Annotated in this window: 19 protein-coding genes; 15 read left to right on the forward strand and 4 right to left on the reverse strand. The window is 53.6% G+C overall.

Going from position 1 to position 19,834, the window contains the following annotated elements; translation table 11 throughout:
- Positions 1–4 precede the first annotated feature (4 nt).
- The 13 genes from OH705_RS15375 to OH705_RS15435 all read left to right on the forward strand — a co-directional run bounded on the left by OH705_RS15375 (position 5) and on the right by OH705_RS15435 (position 15,031).
- Positions 5–1,078 (forward strand): hypothetical protein, encoded by a 1,074-nt coding sequence (locus OH705_RS15375; protein WP_267302474.1) that lies wholly within the window; start codon positions 5–7, stop codon positions 1,076–1,078.
- 181 nt (positions 1,079–1,259) lie between these two features.
- Entirely contained in the window at positions 1,260–2,486 is a 1,227-nt protein-coding gene (locus OH705_RS15380; protein ID WP_267302475.1) for a lipopolysaccharide biosynthesis protein, read from the forward strand.
- A 50-nt stretch (positions 2,487–2,536) separates the two neighbouring features.
- Positions 2,537–3,796 (forward strand): hypothetical protein, encoded by a 1,260-nt coding sequence (locus OH705_RS15385; RefSeq protein ID WP_267302476.1) that lies wholly within the window; start codon positions 2,537–2,539, stop codon positions 3,794–3,796.
- Between the two features lie 39 nt (positions 3,797–3,835).
- Positions 3,836–4,975 (forward strand): N-acetyl sugar amidotransferase, encoded by a 1,140-nt coding sequence (locus OH705_RS15390; protein ID WP_267302477.1) that lies wholly within the window; start codon positions 3,836–3,838, stop codon positions 4,973–4,975.
- Entirely contained in the window at positions 4,972–5,586 is a 615-nt protein-coding gene (gene hisH / locus OH705_RS15395; protein ID WP_267302478.1) for an imidazole glycerol phosphate synthase subunit HisH, read from the forward strand. Before OH705_RS15390 ends, hisH begins: the two co-directional genes overlap by 4 nt.
- A 1-nt stretch (position 5,587) precedes the next feature.
- Positions 5,588–6,370, forward strand: a complete 783-nt coding sequence (locus OH705_RS15400) for an AglZ/HisF2 family acetamidino modification protein (protein ID WP_139672813.1) — start codon at positions 5,588–5,590, stop codon at positions 6,368–6,370.
- Positions 6,371–6,405: 35 nt separating this feature from the next.
- Positions 6,406–7,440: a polysaccharide biosynthesis protein gene (locus OH705_RS15405; protein ID WP_139672811.1), complete on the forward strand. Its 1,035-nt coding sequence runs from the start codon at positions 6,406–6,408 to the stop codon at positions 7,438–7,440.
- 3 nt (positions 7,441–7,443) lie between these two features.
- Positions 7,444–8,550, forward strand: a complete 1,107-nt coding sequence (wbjC, locus tag OH705_RS15410; RefSeq protein ID WP_267302479.1) for a UDP-2-acetamido-2,6-beta-L-arabino-hexul-4-ose reductase — start codon at positions 7,444–7,446, stop codon at positions 8,548–8,550.
- Between the two features lie 28 nt (positions 8,551–8,578).
- Positions 8,579–9,709, forward strand: coding sequence for a non-hydrolyzing UDP-N-acetylglucosamine 2-epimerase (wecB, locus tag OH705_RS15415; protein WP_139672805.1), 1,131 nt, complete (start codon positions 8,579–8,581; stop codon positions 9,707–9,709).
- 14 nt (positions 9,710–9,723) lie between these two features.
- Positions 9,724–10,977 (forward strand): glycosyltransferase family 4 protein, encoded by a 1,254-nt coding sequence (locus tag OH705_RS15420; RefSeq protein ID WP_267302480.1) that lies wholly within the window; start codon positions 9,724–9,726, stop codon positions 10,975–10,977.
- A complete protein-coding gene (locus OH705_RS15425; RefSeq protein ID WP_267302536.1) occupies positions 10,977–11,942 on the forward strand; it encodes a UDP-glucose 4-epimerase family protein in 966 nt (321 codons plus the stop codon). Before OH705_RS15420 ends, OH705_RS15425 begins: the two co-directional genes overlap by 1 nt.
- Positions 11,939–12,949 carry an MraY family glycosyltransferase gene (locus OH705_RS15430; RefSeq protein ID WP_267302481.1) on the forward strand — a complete coding sequence of 337 codons (1,011 nt, stop codon included), beginning with the start codon at positions 11,939–11,941 and terminating at the stop codon, positions 12,947–12,949. The genes OH705_RS15425 and OH705_RS15430 overlap by 4 nt, the downstream gene beginning before the upstream one ends.
- 57 nt (positions 12,950–13,006) lie before the next feature.
- Positions 13,007–15,031 (forward strand): polysaccharide biosynthesis protein, encoded by a 2,025-nt coding sequence (locus OH705_RS15435; protein WP_267302482.1) that lies wholly within the window; start codon positions 13,007–13,009, stop codon positions 15,029–15,031.
- A gap of 43 nt (positions 15,032–15,074) precedes the next feature.
- Here the strand turns inward: OH705_RS15435 and OH705_RS15440 are convergent, their stop codons facing one another.
- Both OH705_RS15440 and OH705_RS15445 read right to left on the reverse strand, forming a co-directional pair.
- Positions 15,075–16,121, reverse strand: coding sequence for an acyltransferase family protein (locus OH705_RS15440; RefSeq protein WP_267302483.1), 1,047 nt, complete (start codon positions 16,119–16,121; stop codon positions 15,075–15,077).
- A 52-nt stretch (positions 16,122–16,173) separates the two neighbouring features.
- A complete protein-coding gene (locus OH705_RS15445) occupies positions 16,174–16,914 on the reverse strand; it encodes a metallophosphoesterase (RefSeq protein ID WP_139672791.1) in 741 nt (246 codons plus the stop codon).
- 228 nt (positions 16,915–17,142) lie between these two features.
- Between OH705_RS15445 and OH705_RS15450 the strand changes: the two genes are divergently transcribed.
- Entirely contained in the window at positions 17,143–17,469 is a 327-nt protein-coding gene (locus OH705_RS15450) for a ComEA family DNA-binding protein (protein ID WP_267302484.1), read from the forward strand.
- 187 nt (positions 17,470–17,656) lie between these two features.
- Here the strand turns inward: OH705_RS15450 and OH705_RS15455 are convergent, their stop codons facing one another.
- Positions 17,657–17,824, reverse strand: coding sequence for a DUF2897 family protein (locus OH705_RS15455; protein ID WP_267302485.1), 168 nt, complete (start codon positions 17,822–17,824; stop codon positions 17,657–17,659).
- 182 nt (positions 17,825–18,006) lie between these two features.
- Here OH705_RS15455 and pyrF point away from each other — a divergent pair, with 182 nt between their 5' ends.
- Complete coding sequence (pyrF, locus tag OH705_RS15460) at positions 18,007–18,708, forward strand: orotidine-5'-phosphate decarboxylase (RefSeq protein ID WP_094010694.1); 702 nt, start codon at positions 18,007–18,009, stop codon at positions 18,706–18,708.
- Positions 18,709–18,756: 48 nt separating this feature from the next.
- Here pyrF and OH705_RS15465 read toward each other — a convergent pair whose 3' ends face one another.
- Positions 18,757–19,758 (reverse strand): NADP-dependent oxidoreductase, encoded by a 1,002-nt coding sequence (locus tag OH705_RS15465; RefSeq protein WP_104444273.1) that lies wholly within the window; start codon positions 19,756–19,758, stop codon positions 18,757–18,759.
- Positions 19,759–19,834: the final 76 nt, after the last annotated feature.

Here is a 19,834-nt window from a genome sequence, read left to right on the forward strand (position 1 = left end):
GAAGATGAACGATTGGAGCAAGGTTTCGCAGGAGGCGATACTTTCCTATTTATACGTGTTTACCTTGTTTTTCTATTTTGTTCGGTTATTGGAAGTGTTGCTGGACAGTGTCGAAAAAGTGGATGTTGTCTACAGTTATCGGGCGAGGCCTTATGCAATATTTGTTTGCGCGCTTGCTTTGCTGTTGGGCTGTTTCTATTTTCTCCAGGTGACAGGAGGGGTGGAAGCCTGGGTGGGTGACTATAGCGAAACTTACCTTTCGAAGAAAAAGGGATATGGGGTAGTTAATTATCTACTTATCATGTGGTCCAATTTTCTGGCTTTTTGGCTTGGGTTCTATTGCCGTACTACGGGGCGCCGCAGTGTGGTGCTTTTTGTGTTTGTGGTAATGGTGCTTGCCTTCTGTGCCTACTTGCAGGGTGTCAAGAGCAGAATATTTCTATTTGGAATCTTCTTTAGCCTCCCTTGGTTGGCTGTTGCCAGGCTTAACCTTCGGCAAGGTGCGTTTTTGTTCTTCGGTTTTGTTTTTTTGTTTTCTGGGGCCATGTATGTGCGATCCAATGGCTTTTATAGTACGCCGGAGATGTTGCTTGAGTACTTCTTGACTTACTTCAATACTATATTTCTGCATGATAGTATTTTGAGGGATATGTCACCCGAGTACTTCATGACCATGGAGTATCCTGTTAACAAGTGGCTGACGTTTGTCGGTGTTCCTTCGCCTGACTATCTTCATGACATTAGTCGGTGGCTGACTTCTATTTATTTCCCATCGCAATGGTTTGACGAGTCTGCGACTCAGCAGTGGCCGATTGAGACTGAGTTGTATCTAAACTACGGTGCATACATATTCTGGTTTATTCCGATTTTCGTCTACTCGGTCTTCATCTGTACTCTGTACGCCCTTAGGTTTAAAGGTGGTCCGGTTTTCTTGTTTATCTTCATGTCTGAGATTTTCTTGTTTTTGAGTATGTTCAGAGGCAGTATGCTGCAGTGGATTGCGTTGTTTAATTTTGGCTTTTATTTATTTATCATGTTAGCCCAGCGTGTGATGTTCACCAGGTCTGCTACCGCCTAGGGTCTGTACGAAATCTGTCTGCGCGAAGGCCAGACAAGGCGAAACGGGGGAGGAAGTGGAGTGTACTGGAGTACATGAGCATTCCGAGCCCCGTTTCAACGTAGTATGGACGAGTGCAGATAAGTTTCGTACAGAGCCTAGCTGACTGAGGGCGTGATCAAGATTAGGGTGGGGTGTGAGCGTGTATAGGTTTGTCAATATTGGGTTGCGCGCTGTTACATTGCTGAGTAAGTTTTTGTTGGTGTTTTTTTTGGCGCGATATCTAGCAGCTGACGCTGTCGGAATGTATGGGTTGTTGGCTGCAACGATTGGCTACGGTATATATGTAGTTGGTTTTGAATTTTATACCTATGCCAACCGTGAGTTGATAGGGTTGCAGCCGAGTCAATTATTATGTGTGGTTCGCGATCAGTTTGTGCTTTATGCCATTATCTATCTGTTTTTTTTACCAGTCCTAGGATTTGTTTTCCTTCAGGGCTGGCTTCCGTTCCAGTATTTTTTCGTTTTTATCATTCTTCTGTTGTTTGAGCACGTCGCTCAAGAGGCCAATCGGATTCTCGTGGCCATTTCCAGGCCGTTGCTGGCTAGCGTAGTTTTGTTTGTTCGAAGCGGTATTTGGTGTTTTATCGTTATCGCCTGTATGGCATGGGATTCGGCTTTTCGCAATCTAGGCTTTGTACTTTTAAGTTGGCTTCTGTGTTGTGTTGTTGCTTGCCTCATTGCGGCTGTATCAGTTTTTCGAGTGTGTGGGGTAATACAGTGGAGGCCTATCAGATGGGCATGGGTGAGGCGAGGTGTATATGTCGCAATCCCATTCCTGCTTGCGAGTCTGGCGATTAGAGGTATATATACATTTGATCGTTATTGGGTTGAGCATCTGGCCGGTTTGGAGGTCTTGGGTGCTTATACTTTGTACGTTGGCATATCAACTGCAATCCTTTCGTTTCTGGACGCTGGGGTTGTAGTTTTCTTCATGCCGCGGTTGGTGCACGCGGTCAAGATGCGTGATTTTCCAGCGTTTCGAAGCGGAATGCGCTCATTGGCATCGAACGTCGTGATCGTCGTGCTTGTGCTGGCAGGGCTATGCTGGGGCGGGAGTTTTTTTGTCGTCAACTGGTTGTCTTCACCTGTCTACAGTCAGCAACTCAATATCTTGTATTGGTTGCTGCTGGCAAGTGTCTTCTATGGGTTGAGCACTGTTCCGCATCTCGGGTTGTATGCATTGGGGAAAGATCGGCATTTGATGTACTCTCAGTTGGTTGGTTTGGCGGTCTTTGTAGGTGTTTCCTATGCGTTTGGTACTACGTTTGGTGCTGTCTCGGTGGCCTGGGCGATGGCATCGGCATTTTTTGTTGTATTGCTTTGGAAGAGCGTGGTGTACTTCAGTCAACTTAATAAGGTGATCTGATTTCGTGTTGTGTATATTTATAGTTAATCGTGCGGGGCGGGTGAATAGGTGTGGCTAGAATAGAAAAAAAACTGCTCATCGAATATCTGTTAGCTACTAAAAACGAAATTGCAGTTGATCGTAGTGTTTACGCGCTTGCTGGTATTTTACCTGAGCAGCTGGGTTGCGCGCCTCGACCCAGTAAATTGCTGAGTATTAGTCGTCGGAGCTTGCTGCTGAGCACTGCCATGAAAGCGATTCGTGTCCTGTGGAGTAATGGGGGCGCTGTTTTATTTTTTATGCTGCAATGGCGGGCTCTACGTTCGAAAGTTGCCAAGGAAATAGTGGCTGAGCCGCCTCGGTGTGATTGCTATGCCGTCTGTTATTCATCCCGTGCTATCGATTTAATAACGCCTCAGCTGCTTGGTCAGGAAGTCCATAAAATTACCTTGCCCTGGGTAGAGTCAAGGCATGATGGTGGCAGCACGTTGAGCGTTCTGAAATTGCTCAATCAAAGTGATTTGAGAAATGCTTTTATCCATTCTGTGGTGGCCTCGCGAAAGTTAAGGGCATCTAAAAAATATTCCTGCTGGTCATTACAGAGCTATACAGCCTTCCGCTGGTTTTGTGTCAGGTTGGCCTTGAGACGGCTCAGCGCAAAAAAACTAATAATTGCTGAGCACTATGATCGATGGGCAGTTCTGTCTGATCGCGTGGTCTTGGAGGCCTGTAGAAATAATTTTAGTGATGACTCTGGCCTGGTAATGGTTCAACACGGTGCGTTGGTCTCCTTAGGGAGTAACAAGCTATCTGCCTCCAATGAGTTTTCGGTGAAGCTGGCTTATCGCTTGCGAAGTGTTACTAGGCTCTATACGTTCAATGAAGATGCTGTTGCTACGTTCGAGACGTCTATTCTGTCAGCTCTTTCCCCACGTCGTGCGGTCGGTGCGTGCTTTTATTCACCCGCATTAAAGTTGGCCAAAGTCGCGCCTACAAGCTTGCCGTCACTCTTGTTTGTAGGGCATCCGTTGTGTGAAGAACTGCATATTCAGATCCTTCAGGCGATAGGACCTGAGGTCCAGAGTTTTTATAAGCCACACCCCGCCAACCCAGCAACGAAGCGTATTAGCTCGATGGGGTGGAATGTGATCACGCAAAAAGATGTTTTTCCTGATGTCGACCTTCTCATATCATACCCCTCCACGTTGGTGGCAGAGTACGAAGGAATGCACATTCCTGCTATCATCCATCCCCTCAACATGCCTCCCGCAGAGGCTGGCGAACTGATTGCATCGATCAGGCGAAGCATCGCCTTGGCAGCTAAGCGCTAGGAGGCGCACACGGATGACTGTTTTTCGGGGATACGAGCAGTGACTAGTAGCTACAAGATTTGCACACGTTGCATCATGGACACGTCCGATCCCAATATTCGTTTTGATGATCGTGGTGTTTGCGAGTACTGTCAAAATTTTGACGATCAAATTCTGCCGAACTGGCATACCGACCAGCGCGGCGAGGCAGAGCTCCAGCGCCTCGCCCAGCTGATCAAGAAAGACGGCCAAGGCAAGGAGTTTGATTGCATCATTGGACTCAGCGGTGGTCTGGACAGCTCCTATGTCAGTTACGTTGCGAAAGAAAAGATGGGCTTGCGGCCGCTGCTTTTCCATGTCGATGCGGGTTGGAATACCGACCAAGCTGTGGGGAATATTGAAAAGCTGGTTGATGGTCTTGGTCTGGAGCTCTATACCGAGGTGATCAATTGGGAAGAAATGAAAGATTTGCAAACAGCATTTCTTAAATCTCAGATTCCTGATCAGGATCTCCCGCAGGATGCGGCGTTCTTCTCGGCGCTCTATAAATTCGCACGCGCGCACAAGATTAAATATGTGCTCACGGGTGGTAACTTCTCGACTGAATGCTGCCGAGAGCCCGAAGAGTGGGGCGGCTACCCAGGTATCGACAAGCGTTTGTTCAATAGTATTCACGGGCTATTCGGTGGGCGGGCAATGAGGTCGTTCCCACTTGTCGATATTTTGATGTATAAGATTTTTTATCGGTACGTACTTGGGATGCAAGTTGTCAGGCCACTAAACTTGGTGCCTTACATTAAGAAGGAAGCGGAGGAAACGCTTGAGCAGCTTTATGGTTGGCAGCCTTTCCAGCACAAGCATCATGAGTCACGGTTTACTCGTTTTTATGAAGATTACTGGATGCCCAGGAAGTTCGGCTATGAGAAGCGTCGTGCGCATTTTTCCAGCCTGATCATGACAGGGCAGATGACGCGTGAAAATGCGCTTGAGCGAATTGCCAGGCCAGAGATGGATCAGCAATTTCTGGCGAGCGAATTCGAGTATGTCGCCAACAAGCTGGATCTGTCTGTTGAGGAGTTGCAGACTATTTTCGAAGGCGAGAACAAGACATTCCGAGATTACAAGAATAAGCACTTTTTGATCGGGATGGGCGCCCGGGTAATGAATATGCTGGGGCTTGAAAGAAGGCTGTTCAGATGATAACCATCATTGATTACGGGCTGGGCAACATTCAAGCATTCGTCAATGTCTATCGGCGCTTGCATATCCCGGTGCGGGTAGCGAGTGATCTAGATGCGCTAGCCGGGGCGAAGAAGCTGATTCTTCCTGGCGTTGGCGCCTTCGATCATGCGATGCAGCGCTTCAATGATTCGGGTATGCGAACTCAGGTGGAGGCGTTGGTTCATCGCGATAAGGTGCCGGTGCTGGGCATTTGCGTTGGGATGCAGATGCTTGCCGATAGTAGTGAGGAGGGCACATTGCCGGGCCTTGGCTGGGTGCCTGGGAAGGTTCGTTCATTTCGTTCCGTCGCCGGGCTGGAGCGCATGGCCTTGCCGCATATGGGATGGAATGATGTCAATCCCGTTGGTACGTGCCCGCTATTTGACGATCTCGAGGATCACATTCGCTATTATTTCCTGCACTCCTTCTATTTCGAATGCCAGGATCCCGCGCATATTATCGCACAGTCTCAGTATGGATTGGGCTTTAGTTGTGCGGTGGCGGCAGATAATGTCTACGGTGTCCAATTCCATCCTGAAAAAAGTCATCACTTTGGGGTTGGTCTTCTGAAAAATTTTGCGGAACTCTGACATGCTGAGGCCTCGTATAATTCCCTGCCTGTTGATGCAGGACGGCGGGTTAGTCAAAACAGTACGTTTTAAAGACCCAAAGTACGTAGGGGATCCAATCAATGCCGTAAAGATTTTCAACGAAAAAGAAGCGGATGAGCTGATCGTTCTTGATATTGACGCTACTGTTAATGGCCGTGCTCCCGATCACCGAAAGATCGCTAATCTGGCAGCAGAGTGCAGAATGCCGCTGTGCTACGGTGGTGGTATCCATACTCCAGAGCAGGCGCGCGCTATTATCGCGTTGGGTGTCGAGAAAGTGGCCATCAGTGCGGCGGCTATTGAAGATACGAGCCTGGTTACTCGCATCGCCGAAGAGATCGGAAGTCAAAGTGTCGTGGTGGTCCTTGATCACAAGCAGCGTATGTTGAGCAAGCAACACGATGTCTGGACACACAATGGTACACGGAACTCCAAGCGGAGCCTCCTTGATGTGGCCAGAGAAATGGAGGCAGCTGGAGCGGGGGAGATTGTAATAAACTCCATTGATCTTGATGGCCGGATGAAGGGTTATGACGTTACGCTTGCTACCCAGCTGAGAAGTCATGTAAATATCCCTGTCACCATTTTGGGCGGATGCGGATCCTTGCAAGACATGCATAGCCTCGTTGCTGCCTGTGGAGTTGTCGGGGTCGCGGCTGGTAGCTTTTTTGTGTTTAAGGGGAACTACCGAGCTGTGTTGATCAGTTATCCGAGCGCAAGGCAAAAAGACGAAATGATTTTTTCAGCCCTTGATCAACGGTAGTGCTGGGATCGTCTGCATTCAATTCGGGAATAATTATGTTTAGCGGAAAGAAACTTCTCATCTCTGGCGGTACCGGTTCCTTTGGCAACGCGGTGCTCAAGCGCTTCCTCGATACGGATATTGCTGAAATCCGCATTTTCAGCCGTGATGAGAAGAAGCAGGATGACATGCGTAAGCGCTACGCTAATAGCAAATTAAAGTTCTATATCGGCGATGTGCGAGATTATCAAAGCATCCTTAATGCTACCCGTGGTGTCGATTATATATTCCATGCCGCTGCACTGAAACAGGTGCCCTCGTGCGAATTTCATCCAATGGAAGCGGTCAAGACCAACGTGATTGGCACCGAGAACTTGCTGGAGGCCTCGATCCAGAACGAGGTGCGCCGCGTTGTTTGCCTCAGTACCGACAAAGCGGTCTATCCGATCAATGCGATGGGCATCTCCAAGGCCATGATGGAAAAGGTCATGGTTGCCAAGTCGCGAAACGTTGACGAAAGCAAAACAGTTATTTGCGGTACCCGCTATGGCAATGTAATGGCCTCGCGCGGCTCTGTCATCCCGTTGTTTGTCGATCAGATCAGGCAGGGGCAGGCGCTTTCGATCACCGATCCGAATATGACCCGCTTCATGATGACGCTTGCCGATGCGGTCGACCTGGTGCTGTATGCTTTTGAGCACGGTAACAACGGTGACCTGTTCGTCCAGAAGGCCCCGGCAGCGACTGTGCAAGTGTTGGCTAAGGCGTTGGCCGAATTGATAGGCCAACCGGATCACCCTATCCAGGTAATTGGTACTCGCCACGGCGAGAAACTATACGAAGCGCTACTGAGCCGTGAAGAAATGGCGTGCGCCGAAGACATGGGCAATTACTTCCGGATTCCACCTGATCTGCGCGATCTGAATTACAGCAAATTTGTCGAGCACGGTGAAGAAAAAATTTCTCATACCGAAGACTATAATTCGCATAACACCGAACGCCTTGATATCGCAGGCATGCAAAAGCTGCTGTTAAAGCTGGACTTTATTCGTGCCATTCAGCGTGGTGAGCACGCCACGCCGGAGGAGTGATTGATGAAGGTCCTGATCACGGGTGTCAATGGTTTTATTGGCAAGAACCTGGAAAGTCATCTACGAGAGCGTCAGGATGTTGAAGTGCTGCGCTGCGTGCGTGATGACCTGTGCGGTCTGAGAGCCCAGGTGGCTGAGGCAGACTGTATTTTCCACTTCGCGGGGGTTAACCGTCCTCAGGATCCCGCCGAGTTTACGCGTGGTAATAGCGATTTTACCCAAGTGCTCTGTGATGCGCTCCGCGATTGTGGAAAATGTATACCCGTAGTCTATAGCTCTTCGATACAAGCCGACCGTGATAACGCTTACGGTAACAGTAAGCGTGCTGCCGAAGATGCGTTGCAGGTACTCGCTTCTCAGCAGGCAATACAGTTGCACGTCTTGCGTTTGCCTAATGTGTTTGGTAAGTGGGCGCGGCCGAACTACAATTCTGCGGTCGCTACCTTCTGTCACAATATCGCCCGAGATCTGCCGATTCAGATCAATGATAAACAGGCCCCTCTGGAGTTGGTCTACATTGACGATGTCGTACGTCATTGCCTGGCGATTCTCGATGGTGCAGTCATTGACGGAAATACCCAGGTTCAGCCTGTCTACTCGACGACGGTGGGTGCGCTTGCCGAGCAGTTGCTGGCCTTTCGCGATAGCCGTACCACGCTGGTGACCGAGCGCGTGGGTACAGGCCTCGTACGCGCGCTGTATTCCACCTACCTGAGCTACTTGCCCGAGCAGTCCTTTACTTACGAAGTGCCCGCGCACAGTGACCCTCGCGGTGTGTTTGTGGAAATGTTGAAGACACCAGATTCGGGGCAGTTCTCTTATTTCACAGCGCATCCTGGGGTCACCCGAGGTGGCCACTATCATCACTCGAAAACCGAAAAATTTCTTGTGATCAAGGGGCATGCCAGTTTCCGCTTCCGGAATATTATTTCCGGCGATTTTTATGAGTTGCAAACAACGGGTGAGAAACCCGTAATCGTCGAGACAGTTCCAGGATGGACGCATGACATCACGAACATTGGCGATGACGAAATGATCGTAATGTTGTGGGCCAATGAAATTTTTGACCGTGAACAACCGGATACGTACGCATTGCCTGTGTGTTCGTGATGTCGATTGATCAGGAGGTTGAGGTTGTATGAAAAAGCTGAAGGTTGTTACCGTCGTCGGGACCCGTCCTGAGATCATTCGTCTGTCCCGAGTGATGAGTGCACTGGATCAACATTGTGATCATGTTCTTATTCATACCGGACAGAATTATGATTACGAATTGAACGAGATATTTTTCCAGGATTTGGGTATCCGCAAACCCGATCATTTCCTCAATGCTGCTGGCAGCAGCGGCTGCGAGACCATTGGTAATGTGATAATTGCGGTTGATCGAGTGTTGGCCGAGGTGAATCCCGAGGCTTTGTTGGTTTTAGGTGATACCAATAGCTGCATGGCTGTCATTCCTGCCAAGCGCCGTAAAATTCCTACTTTCCACATGGAGGCAGGAAATCGCTGCTTCGATATGCGGGTGCCGGAAGAAATCAATCGGCGTATCGTAGACCACACGGCCGATATCAACCTTACCTACAGCGCCATCGCCCGTGATTATCTTTTGCGCGAAGGTTTGCCGCCAGACCGCGTGATAAAGACTGGCAGCCCGATGTTCGAGGTGCTTGATCATTACCGTCAGGGGATCGATGCATCGGACGTATTGGCTCGCCTTGGCTTGGAACCGGGTAAGTTTTTTGTTGTTAGCGCCCATCGTGAAGAAAATATCGATTCTGATAAAAACTTCTTGAAGCTGGTTGAGGTGCTGAATACAGTTGCCCTGCAGTTTAATTTGCCGGTCATTGTGTCGACTCACCCACGTACGCAGAAGCGTGTTGACGCCATGGGCGTTACGTTCCACTCCAATGTTCGCTTGTTGAAGCCTCTGGGTTTTAAAGATTACAACAAGCTGCAACTTGAGGCCAAAGCAGTGCTTTCGGACAGTGGCACGATCAGTGAGGAGGCTTCTATCCTGAACTTCCCAGCTCTGAACATTCGTGAGGCCCACGAGCGCCCCGAAGGCATGGAGGAAGGAGCTGTGATGATGGTCGGGCTCGAGGTGGAGCGGGTCCTGCAGGGCTTGAGCATTCTCGATAGCCAGGCGCGTGGGGATGAGCGGAGCCTGCGCCTGGTGGCTGACTACAGCATGCCAAATGTTTCGAGCAAAGTTGTTCGCATTCTTCATAGTTATACCGATTATGTGAACCGTACTGTATGGAAGCGTTACTGAACTGAGTGGTAGGCATGCCTGATAAGAAGCTGAGAGTGCTAGTCGTTACCCAGTATTTTTGGCCGGAGAACATGCGGATCAATGACTTGGTCCGCGACCTGAGGGAAAAAGGTCACGAGGTGACCGTACTCACCGGTTTGCCGAACTATCCGGAAGGCGATGTATTTGCCAGTTATCGGGCATCGCCTGGCGATTTTGCGTCCTACCACGGGGCCGATGTCGTCAGGGTCCCGATGCTGTCGCGTGGTAAACGCAGTCTTCGGTTGATCATGAACTACGCCTCGTTTTTCCTAAGTGCCTCCACGGTAGGCGCGTGCAAGTTGCGTGGTCGAAAGTTCGACGTCCTGTTCGTCTACGCCGTATCGCCGATCATGGCGGCAATACCTGCCATTGTGATCGGGCGTCTGAAGCAAGCCCCAGTATTTGTCTGGGTACTGGATCTGTGGCCTGAAACTCTCAGGGCGGTCGGCGTTCTCCGCAACCCGCGTTTGTTGTCACTGGTTGGACGAATGGTTTCATGGATTTATAACCGCACCGATTATTTGCTTTTGCAGTCCCATGGGTTTCTGGAGAACGTCAAGCAATACTGCACACGTCATATTGCTGATGAGCGTCTGGTGTACTTTCCCAGTTGGGCCGAGGACGATTTCTCTGTGCCAGGGACTGTTACCAGTAGTTTGCTGGAGTCAGATCCGTCGGTATTTACTGTGGTTTTTGCCGGTAACCTGGGGGAGGCTCAGGATTTCCCGGCAGTTCTGGATGCCGCCGAGGCACTGCGCGGTGAAGCTTCGGTCCGTTGGGCCATCGTTGGTGATGGGCGCATGAGTACCTGGCTGGCTGAGCAAGTGCAGGCGCGTGGCTTGGACAACGTGAGATTGCTTGGCCGTCACCCTCTGGAGGCCATGCCTGCGCTGTTCGCCCAGGCCGATGCCTTGCTGGTCACGTTGAAGACCAACGATGTATTCCAGAAGACTATCCCAGGCAAGGTTCAGGCATACCTGGCTTCCGGACGGCCGCTGCTGGGGATGATCAACGGTGAGGCAGCCCGGGTCATTCACGAGTCTGGTGCCGGCTTTGCCTGTGATTCCGGTGATGCCCAGGGGCTTGCCCGGATTGTCAGTGACCTTGCCGGCACTCCGAGTGCGCAGCGCAGGCAGATGGGCGAGGCCGGGCGGAAGTATTACCTGGAGCATTATTCCAAGCCTAAGTTGATGGCGCGCCTGGAAACTCTTTTTTGTGAAGCTACCCTACGCAAGGCAGGGAAATGATGTCGCATACCGTGTTGTTGACCGGGGCTTCCGGTTTTGTGGGCAGCGCAATTCTTGAGTTGCTTCTCGCCGAGGGGCAGTCCGTGGTTGCGGCATTTCGTCAGCCCCCAATGCAACTGGACCCTCGCGTGGTGCCGGTCTGCATTGAGTCTCTGGACGGTGTTACCGACTGGCATGCTGCGCTTGCCGGTGTGGACGTCGTCATTCACTCTGCTGCTCGTGTTCACGTAATGAACGATACAGAGAGCGACCCATTGGCAGCTTTTCGCAAGGTCAATGTCGAGGGGACGTTGAGGCTAGCACGGCAAGCTGCGACAGCTGGGGTCAGGCGATTTGTCTTCGTAAGTTCTATCAAGGTTAATGGTGAGGGTACGCCCAAGGGCAGTCCCTATACGGCTGATGACTTGCCAGCTCCTGTAGATCCCTATGGTGTTTCAAAAATGGAGGCGGAGGAGGGGCTGCGGGCTTTGGCTCGGGAAGTCGGGTTGGAGGTAGTGATTATCCGCCCGGTCTTGGTCTATGGGCCGGGGGTCAAAGCCAACTTCCTGGCCATGATGCGTTGGCTGGACAAAGGGGTACCTCTGCCTTTCGGCGCGATCGATAACCGTCGCAGCTTGGTGGCGTTGGGTAATCTGGCCGATCTTGTGGTTACTTGCGTGGATCACCCTGCGGCTGCGAATCAGACGTTTTTGGTCAGTGACGCAGAGGATCTTTCGACCTCCGCGCTGCTTCGCCGCATGGCCAAGGCACTGGGGCGACGTGCTCGACTGCTGCCTGTCCCCAGTCGTCTCCTGGAGGTGGGCGCGGTTGTGCTGGGCAAGCATTCCCTGTCGCAGCGCTTGTGTGGCTCACTTCAAGTCGATATTGAAAAAACGTGTTCGCTGCTGGGCTGGAAGCCGCCGCTTAGTGTTGATGAAGCACTCGCTCTGACTGCTCGTGACTATCAGGAAAAAACAAAAAAATGACTTTAGGATGGCTGATTCCACTGGTCGCGGTGCTGTCTTTGGCGTTGACTGCTGTTTTACGACGCTACGCACTGGCCAGAAGTATCATTGATATTCCAAATGCGCGCAGTTCACATGCCGTTCCGACGCCGCGAGGTGGCGGTGTTGCGATCGTGGTTGCCTTTCTTGTTGCGCTGGTGGTGTTGGCCGCGGGAGGCAGCGCGCAGATGAGCGTGCTGGGTGCTTTGGGCGGGTCTGGTGCACTGATCGCAGTCATTGGATTCATGGATGACCACGGCCATATCGCTGCCCGTTGGCGATTGCTCGGGCATTTCCTGGCGGCAGTTTGGGCGCTGGTCTGGTTGGGGGGCTTTCCAGCTGTCCATGTGTTTGGGGTGCAAGTCGACCTTGGCTGGTTCGGGGTGGGTATTGCTGCCTTCTACTTGGTTTGGATATTGAACCTCTACAACTTCATGGACGGTATCGACGGCATCGCCAGTGTCGAGGCTATTTGTGCCTGCCTGGGGGCGTGCCTGCTTTACTGGCTCGCAGGGTTCGAGCAGTTGGTGATGTTGCCGTTGCTGCTGGCCATGGCGGTTGTCGGTTTCCTATACTGGAACTTCCCGCCTGCACGCATTTTCATGGGCGATGCGGGGAGCGGGTTTCTCGGGATTGCCCTGGGCGTGCTGTCGTTGCAGGCGGCTTGGACGTCCTCACAACTGTTTTGGTGCTGGCTGATTTTACTTGGTGTATTCATCGTCGATGCCACTTATACACTTATACGTCGCCTGTCCCGAGGCGATAGGGTCTATGAGGCGCATCGCAGTCACGCCTACCAGTTTGCCTCGCGGCTGTACGGTAAGCATCTCCCTGTCACACTGGCGGTGGGGGGGCTGAATCTGTTCTGGTTGTTGCCAATCGCCATGTGCGTCATCCTGCTGGACTTGGATGGTGCGCTGGGCGTGGTGATCGCTTATGTACCGCTGGTTGTGATAGCTGTCCGCTATCGAGCCGGTGCGCTGGAGTGAGACAGATTCACGTGGTGCCAGTGTGCAGCCCGTATCTGGTTACAGCTGTAGATAATTATGGGAGCAGCAAAGGTGTTCGAGGGGGTTATGGATAGGTTGCGGGCATTTCTAGTGGGCTTGCCACGTCGTCAAAAGCGCCTGTTGCAGGTGTCGACTGACGTCGTATTGGTCTGGGTTGCGTTGTGGCTGGCGTTTGTCGTGCGTCTAGGTATCGACGAAATGGCCAACCCCATCAAGGACCACTTCTGGCTGTTCACCAGTGCGCCAATCGTCGCTGTCCCTTTGTTTATCCGTTTTGGTATGTACCGCGCGGTCATGCGTTATTTCGGGAATGATGCCCTCATTGCCATCATCAAGGCTGTCAGCCTTTCCTCACTGATTCTGGGGGTTGTAGTCTATTGGTACAGCAATCACCAGAACGTGGTGCCGCGCTCGATCATTTTCAACTACTGGTGGTTGAGCCTGGTGATGGTAGGTGGTTTGCGGCTGGCTATGCGGCAATACTTTCTGGGTGACTGGTTCACTGCGGCGCAGCACGTACCCTTCACCAGTCGTGATGATGGCCTGCCCAAAGTGGCGATTTATGGTGCTGGTGCGGCGGGCAACCAGTTAGTAGCCGCATTGCGCCTTGGCAAGGTAATGCGCCCAGTGGCTTTCATAGATGACGACAGTAGCATTGCGGATCGCGTGATTTCAGGGTTGCAGGTTTACAAACCACGTCATTTACAGCGGATGATCGATCACACTGGGGCGCAGGAAATTCTCCTGGCCATTCCCTCGGCAACACGGGGGCGGCGTCGGGAAATTCTCGGCTTTCTCGAGGGTTTTCCCTTGCATGTTCGTAGCATCCCAGGGTTCATGGATCTTGCCAGCGGTCGGGTAAAGCTTGACGACATCCAGGAGGTCGACATCGCCGACTTGCTGGGGCGCGATGCGGTCCCTGCACAGGCTGACCTGCTGGAACGTTGTATTGCTGGTCAGTCGGTCATGGTGACTGGAGCCGGCGGTTCGATCGGATCAGAGTTGTGCAGACAGATTATTGGCCTGAAACCTCGTGTGTTGTTGTTGTTCGAACACAGCGAATTCAACCTCTATAGTATTCTCTCCGAGCTGGAGCAACGCATCGCAAGAGAGTCGCTGGCGATCAAGCTGCTGCCATTTCTCGGTTCGGTGCGCAATCAGGCTCAGATGCTTGACATCATGAAAGCCTGGCGTGTCGACACGGTGTATCACGCCGCAGCCTACAAGCATGTACCAATGGTCGAGCACAACATCGCTGAAGGCGTGCTAAACAATGTCATTGGCACCTTGAATACTGCGCAGGCTGCTTTGCAGGCCGGAGTCTCGAACTTCGTGCTCATCTCCACCGACAAGGCTGTACGCCCGACCAATGTCATGGGGAGTACCAAGCGCTTGGCGGAAATGACGCTACAGGCGCTTAGCCGTGAGCTGGCTCCGGTGTTGTTTGGCGATACCGCTAATGTATCGCACGTCAACAAGACCCGTTTCACGATGGTTCGCTTCGGCAATGTCCTGGGCTCTTCTGGGTCGGTTATTCCGCTGTTTCACAAGCAGATCAAAGCGGGTGGCCCATTGACGGTCACCCATCCGAAGATTACTCGCTATTTCATGACCATTCCGGAAGCTGCACAGCTGGTCATTCAGGCCGGCTCCATGGGGCAGGGTGGGGACGTCTTTGTGTTGGATATGGGGGAGCCGGTACGGATCGTCGAACTCGCGGAAAAGATGATCCATCTGTCCGGCTTCAGCACGCGCTCTGAGCGCAACCCTCATGGTGATATTGCCATTGAGTTTACGGGGCTGCGTCCTGGGGAAAAACTCTACGAGGAGTTGCTGATCGGTGACAACGTTGTGGCCACGCGCCATCCCATGATCATGAGTGCTCATGAGGACTATCTGTCCTGGGAAGTCTTGAAAGAGCGGCTCGACGAGTTGCAGAGTGCGGTCAAGGGCGATGACTATGCCCACGTTCGGCAGCTGTTGCGTGAAACGGTCAGTGGCTATACCCCGGATGGAGAGATTGTTGACTGGATCTATCAGCAGCGGCGACTGGACCCCTGACTTGAAAATTCCCGGCATTTGCCGGGAATTTTTTGCTTGGGTGTCAGTTGGACGGTTGGCTCAAGCGCCAGCGACGCCGGCGAACGAGCTCAAGCAAAAGTACGGCAACTGTCTTGTGGTGTCGCTCGGTACAGTAGGCAAGGGCAAATGCCAGAAGGTTGGCCAGCAATATGGACGATAGGAAGCCGATCGTGGTGCTACCGAGCGCTTGTTGGATCCAGTAAAGGACAGTGTAATGGGTCATGAACAGGGTGAAGCTGAAACCTGCCAGCGCTGCGTAGCGCTGCTTCTTTACCTGGCTTACGGCTTTTTCATCGCTATTTAGCCTGGCTGCCAGCAGAACCAACCCGAGCGTCATCAGCAGGCCGGCGACCAAGTGGTAGCTGTTTTTGGTATATAGGTAAATGGCGACGGCGCCGATGAACGCGGGCCAGCTCAAGCGTGCGATTTCCGTGCGTTGGGTCAGGCGGTCGAAATAGAAGGCCCCTAGAGCACCGGCAAACCATATCACCTCAAGGTGCCCGGCCTCACCCTGAGCATTGACCGTGAAGGTGTATTTGGCGCCCATCCAGATGCATATGAGGCAAAGGAACCAACGCTTGCGGAAGAACACCAGGCCGCCGAACAGTATATATATCCACCACTCGAACATCAGGCTCCAAATGGGTCGCAAAGTACCAAGTGGCATTGAAGGTATCAAACCCAGGTTGTATATGAAGTTCTTCGCACTGACGTAGGTCAGCAGTGCAGCCTCAGGGTAGGCGCAGGAGAACAGAAGGTCGGCCACCAGTACAAACAGCAAGGATGGGATCAGTGTCGTGTAGATGCGCGCAAAACGATCTACAAAATAGTGTGTGGCATCGCCTCCTTTGTATTTGAAGTTCGTCATGACACTACGGCAGATCAGAAAGCCGGAGACGAAGAAAAATCCGACCACGGCGATCTGCTGCAGGTACGGAATACGCTCTGGGAAGAAACCGCCCCAGTAGTTGTAGAACATTCCGATGCCGTGCCCGATCAGGACAACTTGAGCGAGACCAAATCTCAAAAAATCGAAAAACGTTACACATTTCTCGCTCAGGGGTCTCATTGTTTGGTGGGCTCCAAGCAGCACGAGGTGGACTCCGTCAGGCATAGATTGATTAGATTGGGGGGAAGGGACAGGACCACGCCTTGCCATTCAACAGGTTAATTGCAGTCAGCCTCCCGTCGGCAAAGGAGCATCCGGTGTCAATGTAGATCACGTTACCTAGGTGCAGGACATCAGGGGTAGTCGAATGTCCGACATACAAGCGATCCACGCCCCTTACGGGTTGTTCGTCATGTGAACTGATCCGGCCTCTGGCATACAGTGCTTGGGTCAGGGCTGCGCGCTGGATTTCGTGATCGGGGGAGCTCAGCGATGCGACGGCATCGAGCCAACTCAGGTCGTCTTTCCAGCACGGAGATTCGGCATGGATAATCCCGACGTTTTCTCCCGAAGGCAGAGAAACCTGCATGGCAATGGGCAGCTCAAGCAGCCGTTCGGCAATTTGCTGCTGTTCCAGCGACGCAAGCTCATAGAACCACGCTCCGCCGTTGCGTGCGTGACGTGGAGGGTCCCCCACGCCAGCCACGTAATCGAGCACCATCTGCTCGTGATTGCCCCTGACCGAGTGGAACCACGGTTTGTCCAGCCATGTCAGGACGTCATGTGACCGAGGTCCACGATCTATTACATCGCCAGTAACAAATAGGCGGTCTGCCGCGGGCTGGAAGTGAATCTGCGTCAGCAGCTCCTCCAGCAACTCGAAATGCCCATGGACGTCACCAACGACGAAATCCCGCCCTTTGGTATTGGCCGCAAAGGAGCGAAAGAACGTACTGTGAGTCGGTGTATACAAGGCGGTACTCTGAGGGGCGCCTGGTCCAATGGCGTTGGCGTGGGGCACAATTTTACCAGTATCCAAGTGTCGCAGGAAGGTGTCCTGGGCGGTGCGACAACTCGTTGAATTATTTGGAAAGCAATTCCAGCCTGTCCCAGTTTGCTAGTCGAAATTCTGGCGTCTAGCGTTGAGAAGCAGCTAAGGAAAAGCTGCTTCTCGAACCCAAGAAACCATGGAGAAACTCCTATGCGCCACAATATTTTCACCGCCTTGCTGACGGCTATCGCTGCTTCTTTCACCCTGGGTGCCGGTGCTGTACAAAGCACGCCGGTGGCCGAACTGCCGTCGGCAGCGGTCACTGCGGAGCAGGGTGTTGGCAAACTCAATATCAATACCGCCGATGCCTCGACCTTGCAGCGTGAGTTGTCAGGGGTCGGCCAATCCAAGTCCGAAGCCATTGTCGCCTATCGCGACAATAATGGGGATTTCGCTACGGTGGAGGAGTTGCTTGAGGTCGAAGGCATCGGAAAGGCTATCTTGGAGCGTAATCGTGACAAGTTAACGGTCAATTGAGACTGGTTGGGGCAGGTGTGCAAGTCTGCCCCACGAATTAGGGGCTGTACGAAATGTTTCTGCGCGAAGGCCAGACAAGGCAAACCGGGGGAGGAAGCGGAGAGTACTGGAGTACATGAGCATTCCGAGCTCCGTTTCAGCGCAGTATGGGCGAGTGCAGATACATTTCGTACAGAGCCTAGCGGACTTAATGGTCCTTCGCTTCCTTGGCATCCATTTCAGCATTTCGCTCATGAATCTTTTTGAGTTGCTCCTCCGTCAATGGCAACTTCTTCGCCGTATCCCGCAGCAGCATCAACCCGCCGACAATCGACCCAAGCGCAACAAGCAGTATCAACCAGGCATACCAAGGCATCGAGATTCTCCTGAAAGCGTACAGGGCACCGCTTACATGGCATTCGAGCCATTGCCGCAGCCGTTGGTTCCATTATAGGAGCCACCCCCACCCAGGCCAATTCTCATGACCCACGGCCCCCAAACCCCGCCTCACTTCGTTTACAATGCGCGCCGTTTACGACTTGCCAAGAGACCCTGCCCATGTCCGCCTGCCAGACGCCCCTGATCGTCGCCCTGGATTTCCCCACCCGTGACGCCGCCCTGAAGCTGGCCGACCAGCTCGACCCCGCCCTGTGCCGGGTCAAGGTGGGCAAGGAACTGTTCACCAGCAGCGCCGCGGGCATCGTCGAAACCCTGTGCAGCAAGGGCTTCGAAGTGTTCCTCGACCTCAAGTTCCACGATATCCCCAACACCACCGCCATGGCGGTCAAGGCCGCGGCCGAGATGGGCGTGTGGATGGTCAATGTGCACTGCTCCGGTGGCCTGCGCATGATGTCGGCCTGCCGCGAAGAGCTAGCCAAGCGCAGCGGTCCACAGCCGCTGCTGATCGGCGTGACCGTGCTGACCAGCATGGAGCGTGAGGATCTGGCCGGTATCGGCCTGGATGTCGACCCGCAGGAGCAGGTGCTGCGCCTGGCGGCGCTGGCGCAGAAGGCCGGCATGGACGGCCTGGTGTGCTCGGCGCTGGAGGCTCCGGCACTGAAGGCGGCGCATCCGTCGCTGCAACTGGTGACCCCGGGTATCCGCCCGGCAGGCAGTGCCCAGGACGACCAGCGCCGGATCCTGACCCCCCGCCAGGCACTGGACGCCGGTTCCGACTACCTGGTGATCGGGCGTCCGATCAGCCAGGCGGCGGACCCAGCCCAGGCGTTGGCTGCTGTGGTGGCTGAGATTCGCGGTTGATTCGAGAGGCCGCGAGTGTGGGCTGCGCGTGAGCGCAGCCCGCAATGATCAGACTTTCAGCACCAGCTTGCCGAAGTTCTCCCCGCTGAACAGCTTGAGCAGCGTCTCGGGGAAGGTTTCCAGCCCTTCCACCACATCTTCCTTGCTCTTCACCTTGCCACTGGCCAACCAGCCGGCCATTTCCTGCGCGGCCTTGCCGTACTCCTTGACGTAGTCCATCACCACGAAGCCTTCCATGCGCGCGCGGTTGACCAGCAGCGCCAGGTAGTTGGCCGGGCCCTTGACCGCTTCCTTGTTGTTGTATTGGCTGATGGCGCCGCAGATCACCACCCGGGCCTTGAAGTTCAGGCGCGACAGCACCGCGTCGAGGATGTCGCCGCCGACGTTGTCGAAGTACACATCCACGCCCTTGGGACATTCGCGCTTGAGCCCGGCGAGCACGTCTTCGGCCTTGTAGTCGATGACCCCGTCGAAGCCCAGTTCATCCAGCAGGTACTGACACTTCTGCGCGCCACCGGCAATGCCGACCACGCGGCAACCCTTGAGCTTGGCGATCTGCCCGGCAATGCTGCCGACCGCGCCGGCGGCGCCGGAGATCACCACGGTTTCGCCGGCTTTGGGCTGGCCGACATCGAGCAGGGCGAAGTAGGCGGTCATGCCGGTCATGCCCAGTGCCGACAGGTAGCGCGGCAAGGGGGCCAGGCGCGGGTCGATCTTGTGCAGGCCCTGGGGTTCTCCGGTGAAGTAGTCCTGCACGCCGAGGGCGCCGCTGACATGGTCGCCGGGCTTGTAGTCCGGGTGCTTGGAGCTGACCACTTCGCCCACGCCGAGTGCGCGCATCACCTGGCCCAGGCCCACCGGGGGGATATACGACTTGCCTTCGTTCATCCAGCCGCGCATGGCGGGGTCCAGGGACAGGTAGAGGTTTTTCACCAGCACCTGGCCTTCGCCTGGCTCGTCGGCAGGGGCCTGCTCATAGGTGAAGTCGTCACGGCGCACGGCGCCGACCGGGCGCTTGGTCAGCAGGAAACGGCGGTTGGTGTGGGGCATGGCGAGTTCTCCTGAACGAGTGTGAGGGGGGATGATCGGCGGGTTGAATGGGCCGCGTCACGCAAGATCACCGCGA

Origin of the sequence: Pseudomonas sp. BJa3 (assembly GCF_026343815.1) — a bacterium.
GTDB classification, from domain to species: domain Bacteria; phylum Pseudomonadota; class Gammaproteobacteria; order Pseudomonadales; family Pseudomonadaceae; genus Aquipseudomonas; species Aquipseudomonas soli.

Coding starts and splice junctions, on each gene's coding strand:
- OH705_RS15375 (WP_267302474.1), top strand. CDS start 5: ATGAACGATTGGAGCAAGGTTTCGCAGGAGGCGATACTTTCCTATTTA.
- hisH (WP_267302478.1), top strand. CDS start 4,972: ATGATAACCATCATTGATTACGGGCTGGGCAACATTCAAGCATTCGTC.
- OH705_RS15400 (WP_139672813.1), top strand. CDS start 5,588: ATGCTGAGGCCTCGTATAATTCCCTGCCTGTTGATGCAGGACGGCGGG.
- OH705_RS15405 (WP_139672811.1), top strand. CDS start 6,406: ATGTTTAGCGGAAAGAAACTTCTCATCTCTGGCGGTACCGGTTCCTTT.
- wbjC (WP_267302479.1), top strand. CDS start 7,444: ATGAAGGTCCTGATCACGGGTGTCAATGGTTTTATTGGCAAGAACCTG.
- wecB (WP_139672805.1), top strand. CDS start 8,579: ATGAAAAAGCTGAAGGTTGTTACCGTCGTCGGGACCCGTCCTGAGATC.
- OH705_RS15420 (WP_267302480.1), top strand. CDS start 9,724: ATGCCTGATAAGAAGCTGAGAGTGCTAGTCGTTACCCAGTATTTTTGG.
- OH705_RS15425 (WP_267302536.1), top strand. CDS start 10,977: ATGTCGCATACCGTGTTGTTGACCGGGGCTTCCGGTTTTGTGGGCAGC.
- OH705_RS15430 (WP_267302481.1), top strand. CDS start 11,939: ATGACTTTAGGATGGCTGATTCCACTGGTCGCGGTGCTGTCTTTGGCG.
- OH705_RS15435 (WP_267302482.1), top strand. CDS start 13,007: ATGGGAGCAGCAAAGGTGTTCGAGGGGGTTATGGATAGGTTGCGGGCA.
- OH705_RS15440 (WP_267302483.1), bottom strand. CDS start 16,121: ATGAGACCCCTGAGCGAGAAATGTGTAACGTTTTTCGATTTTTTGAGA.
- OH705_RS15450 (WP_267302484.1), top strand. CDS start 17,143: ATGCGCCACAATATTTTCACCGCCTTGCTGACGGCTATCGCTGCTTCT.
- OH705_RS15455 (WP_267302485.1), bottom strand. CDS start 17,824: ATGCCTTGGTATGCCTGGTTGATACTGCTTGTTGCGCTTGGGTCGATT.
- pyrF (WP_094010694.1), top strand. CDS start 18,007: ATGTCCGCCTGCCAGACGCCCCTGATCGTCGCCCTGGATTTCCCCACC.
- OH705_RS15465 (WP_104444273.1), bottom strand. CDS start 19,758: ATGCCCCACACCAACCGCCGTTTCCTGCTGACCAAGCGCCCGGTCGGC.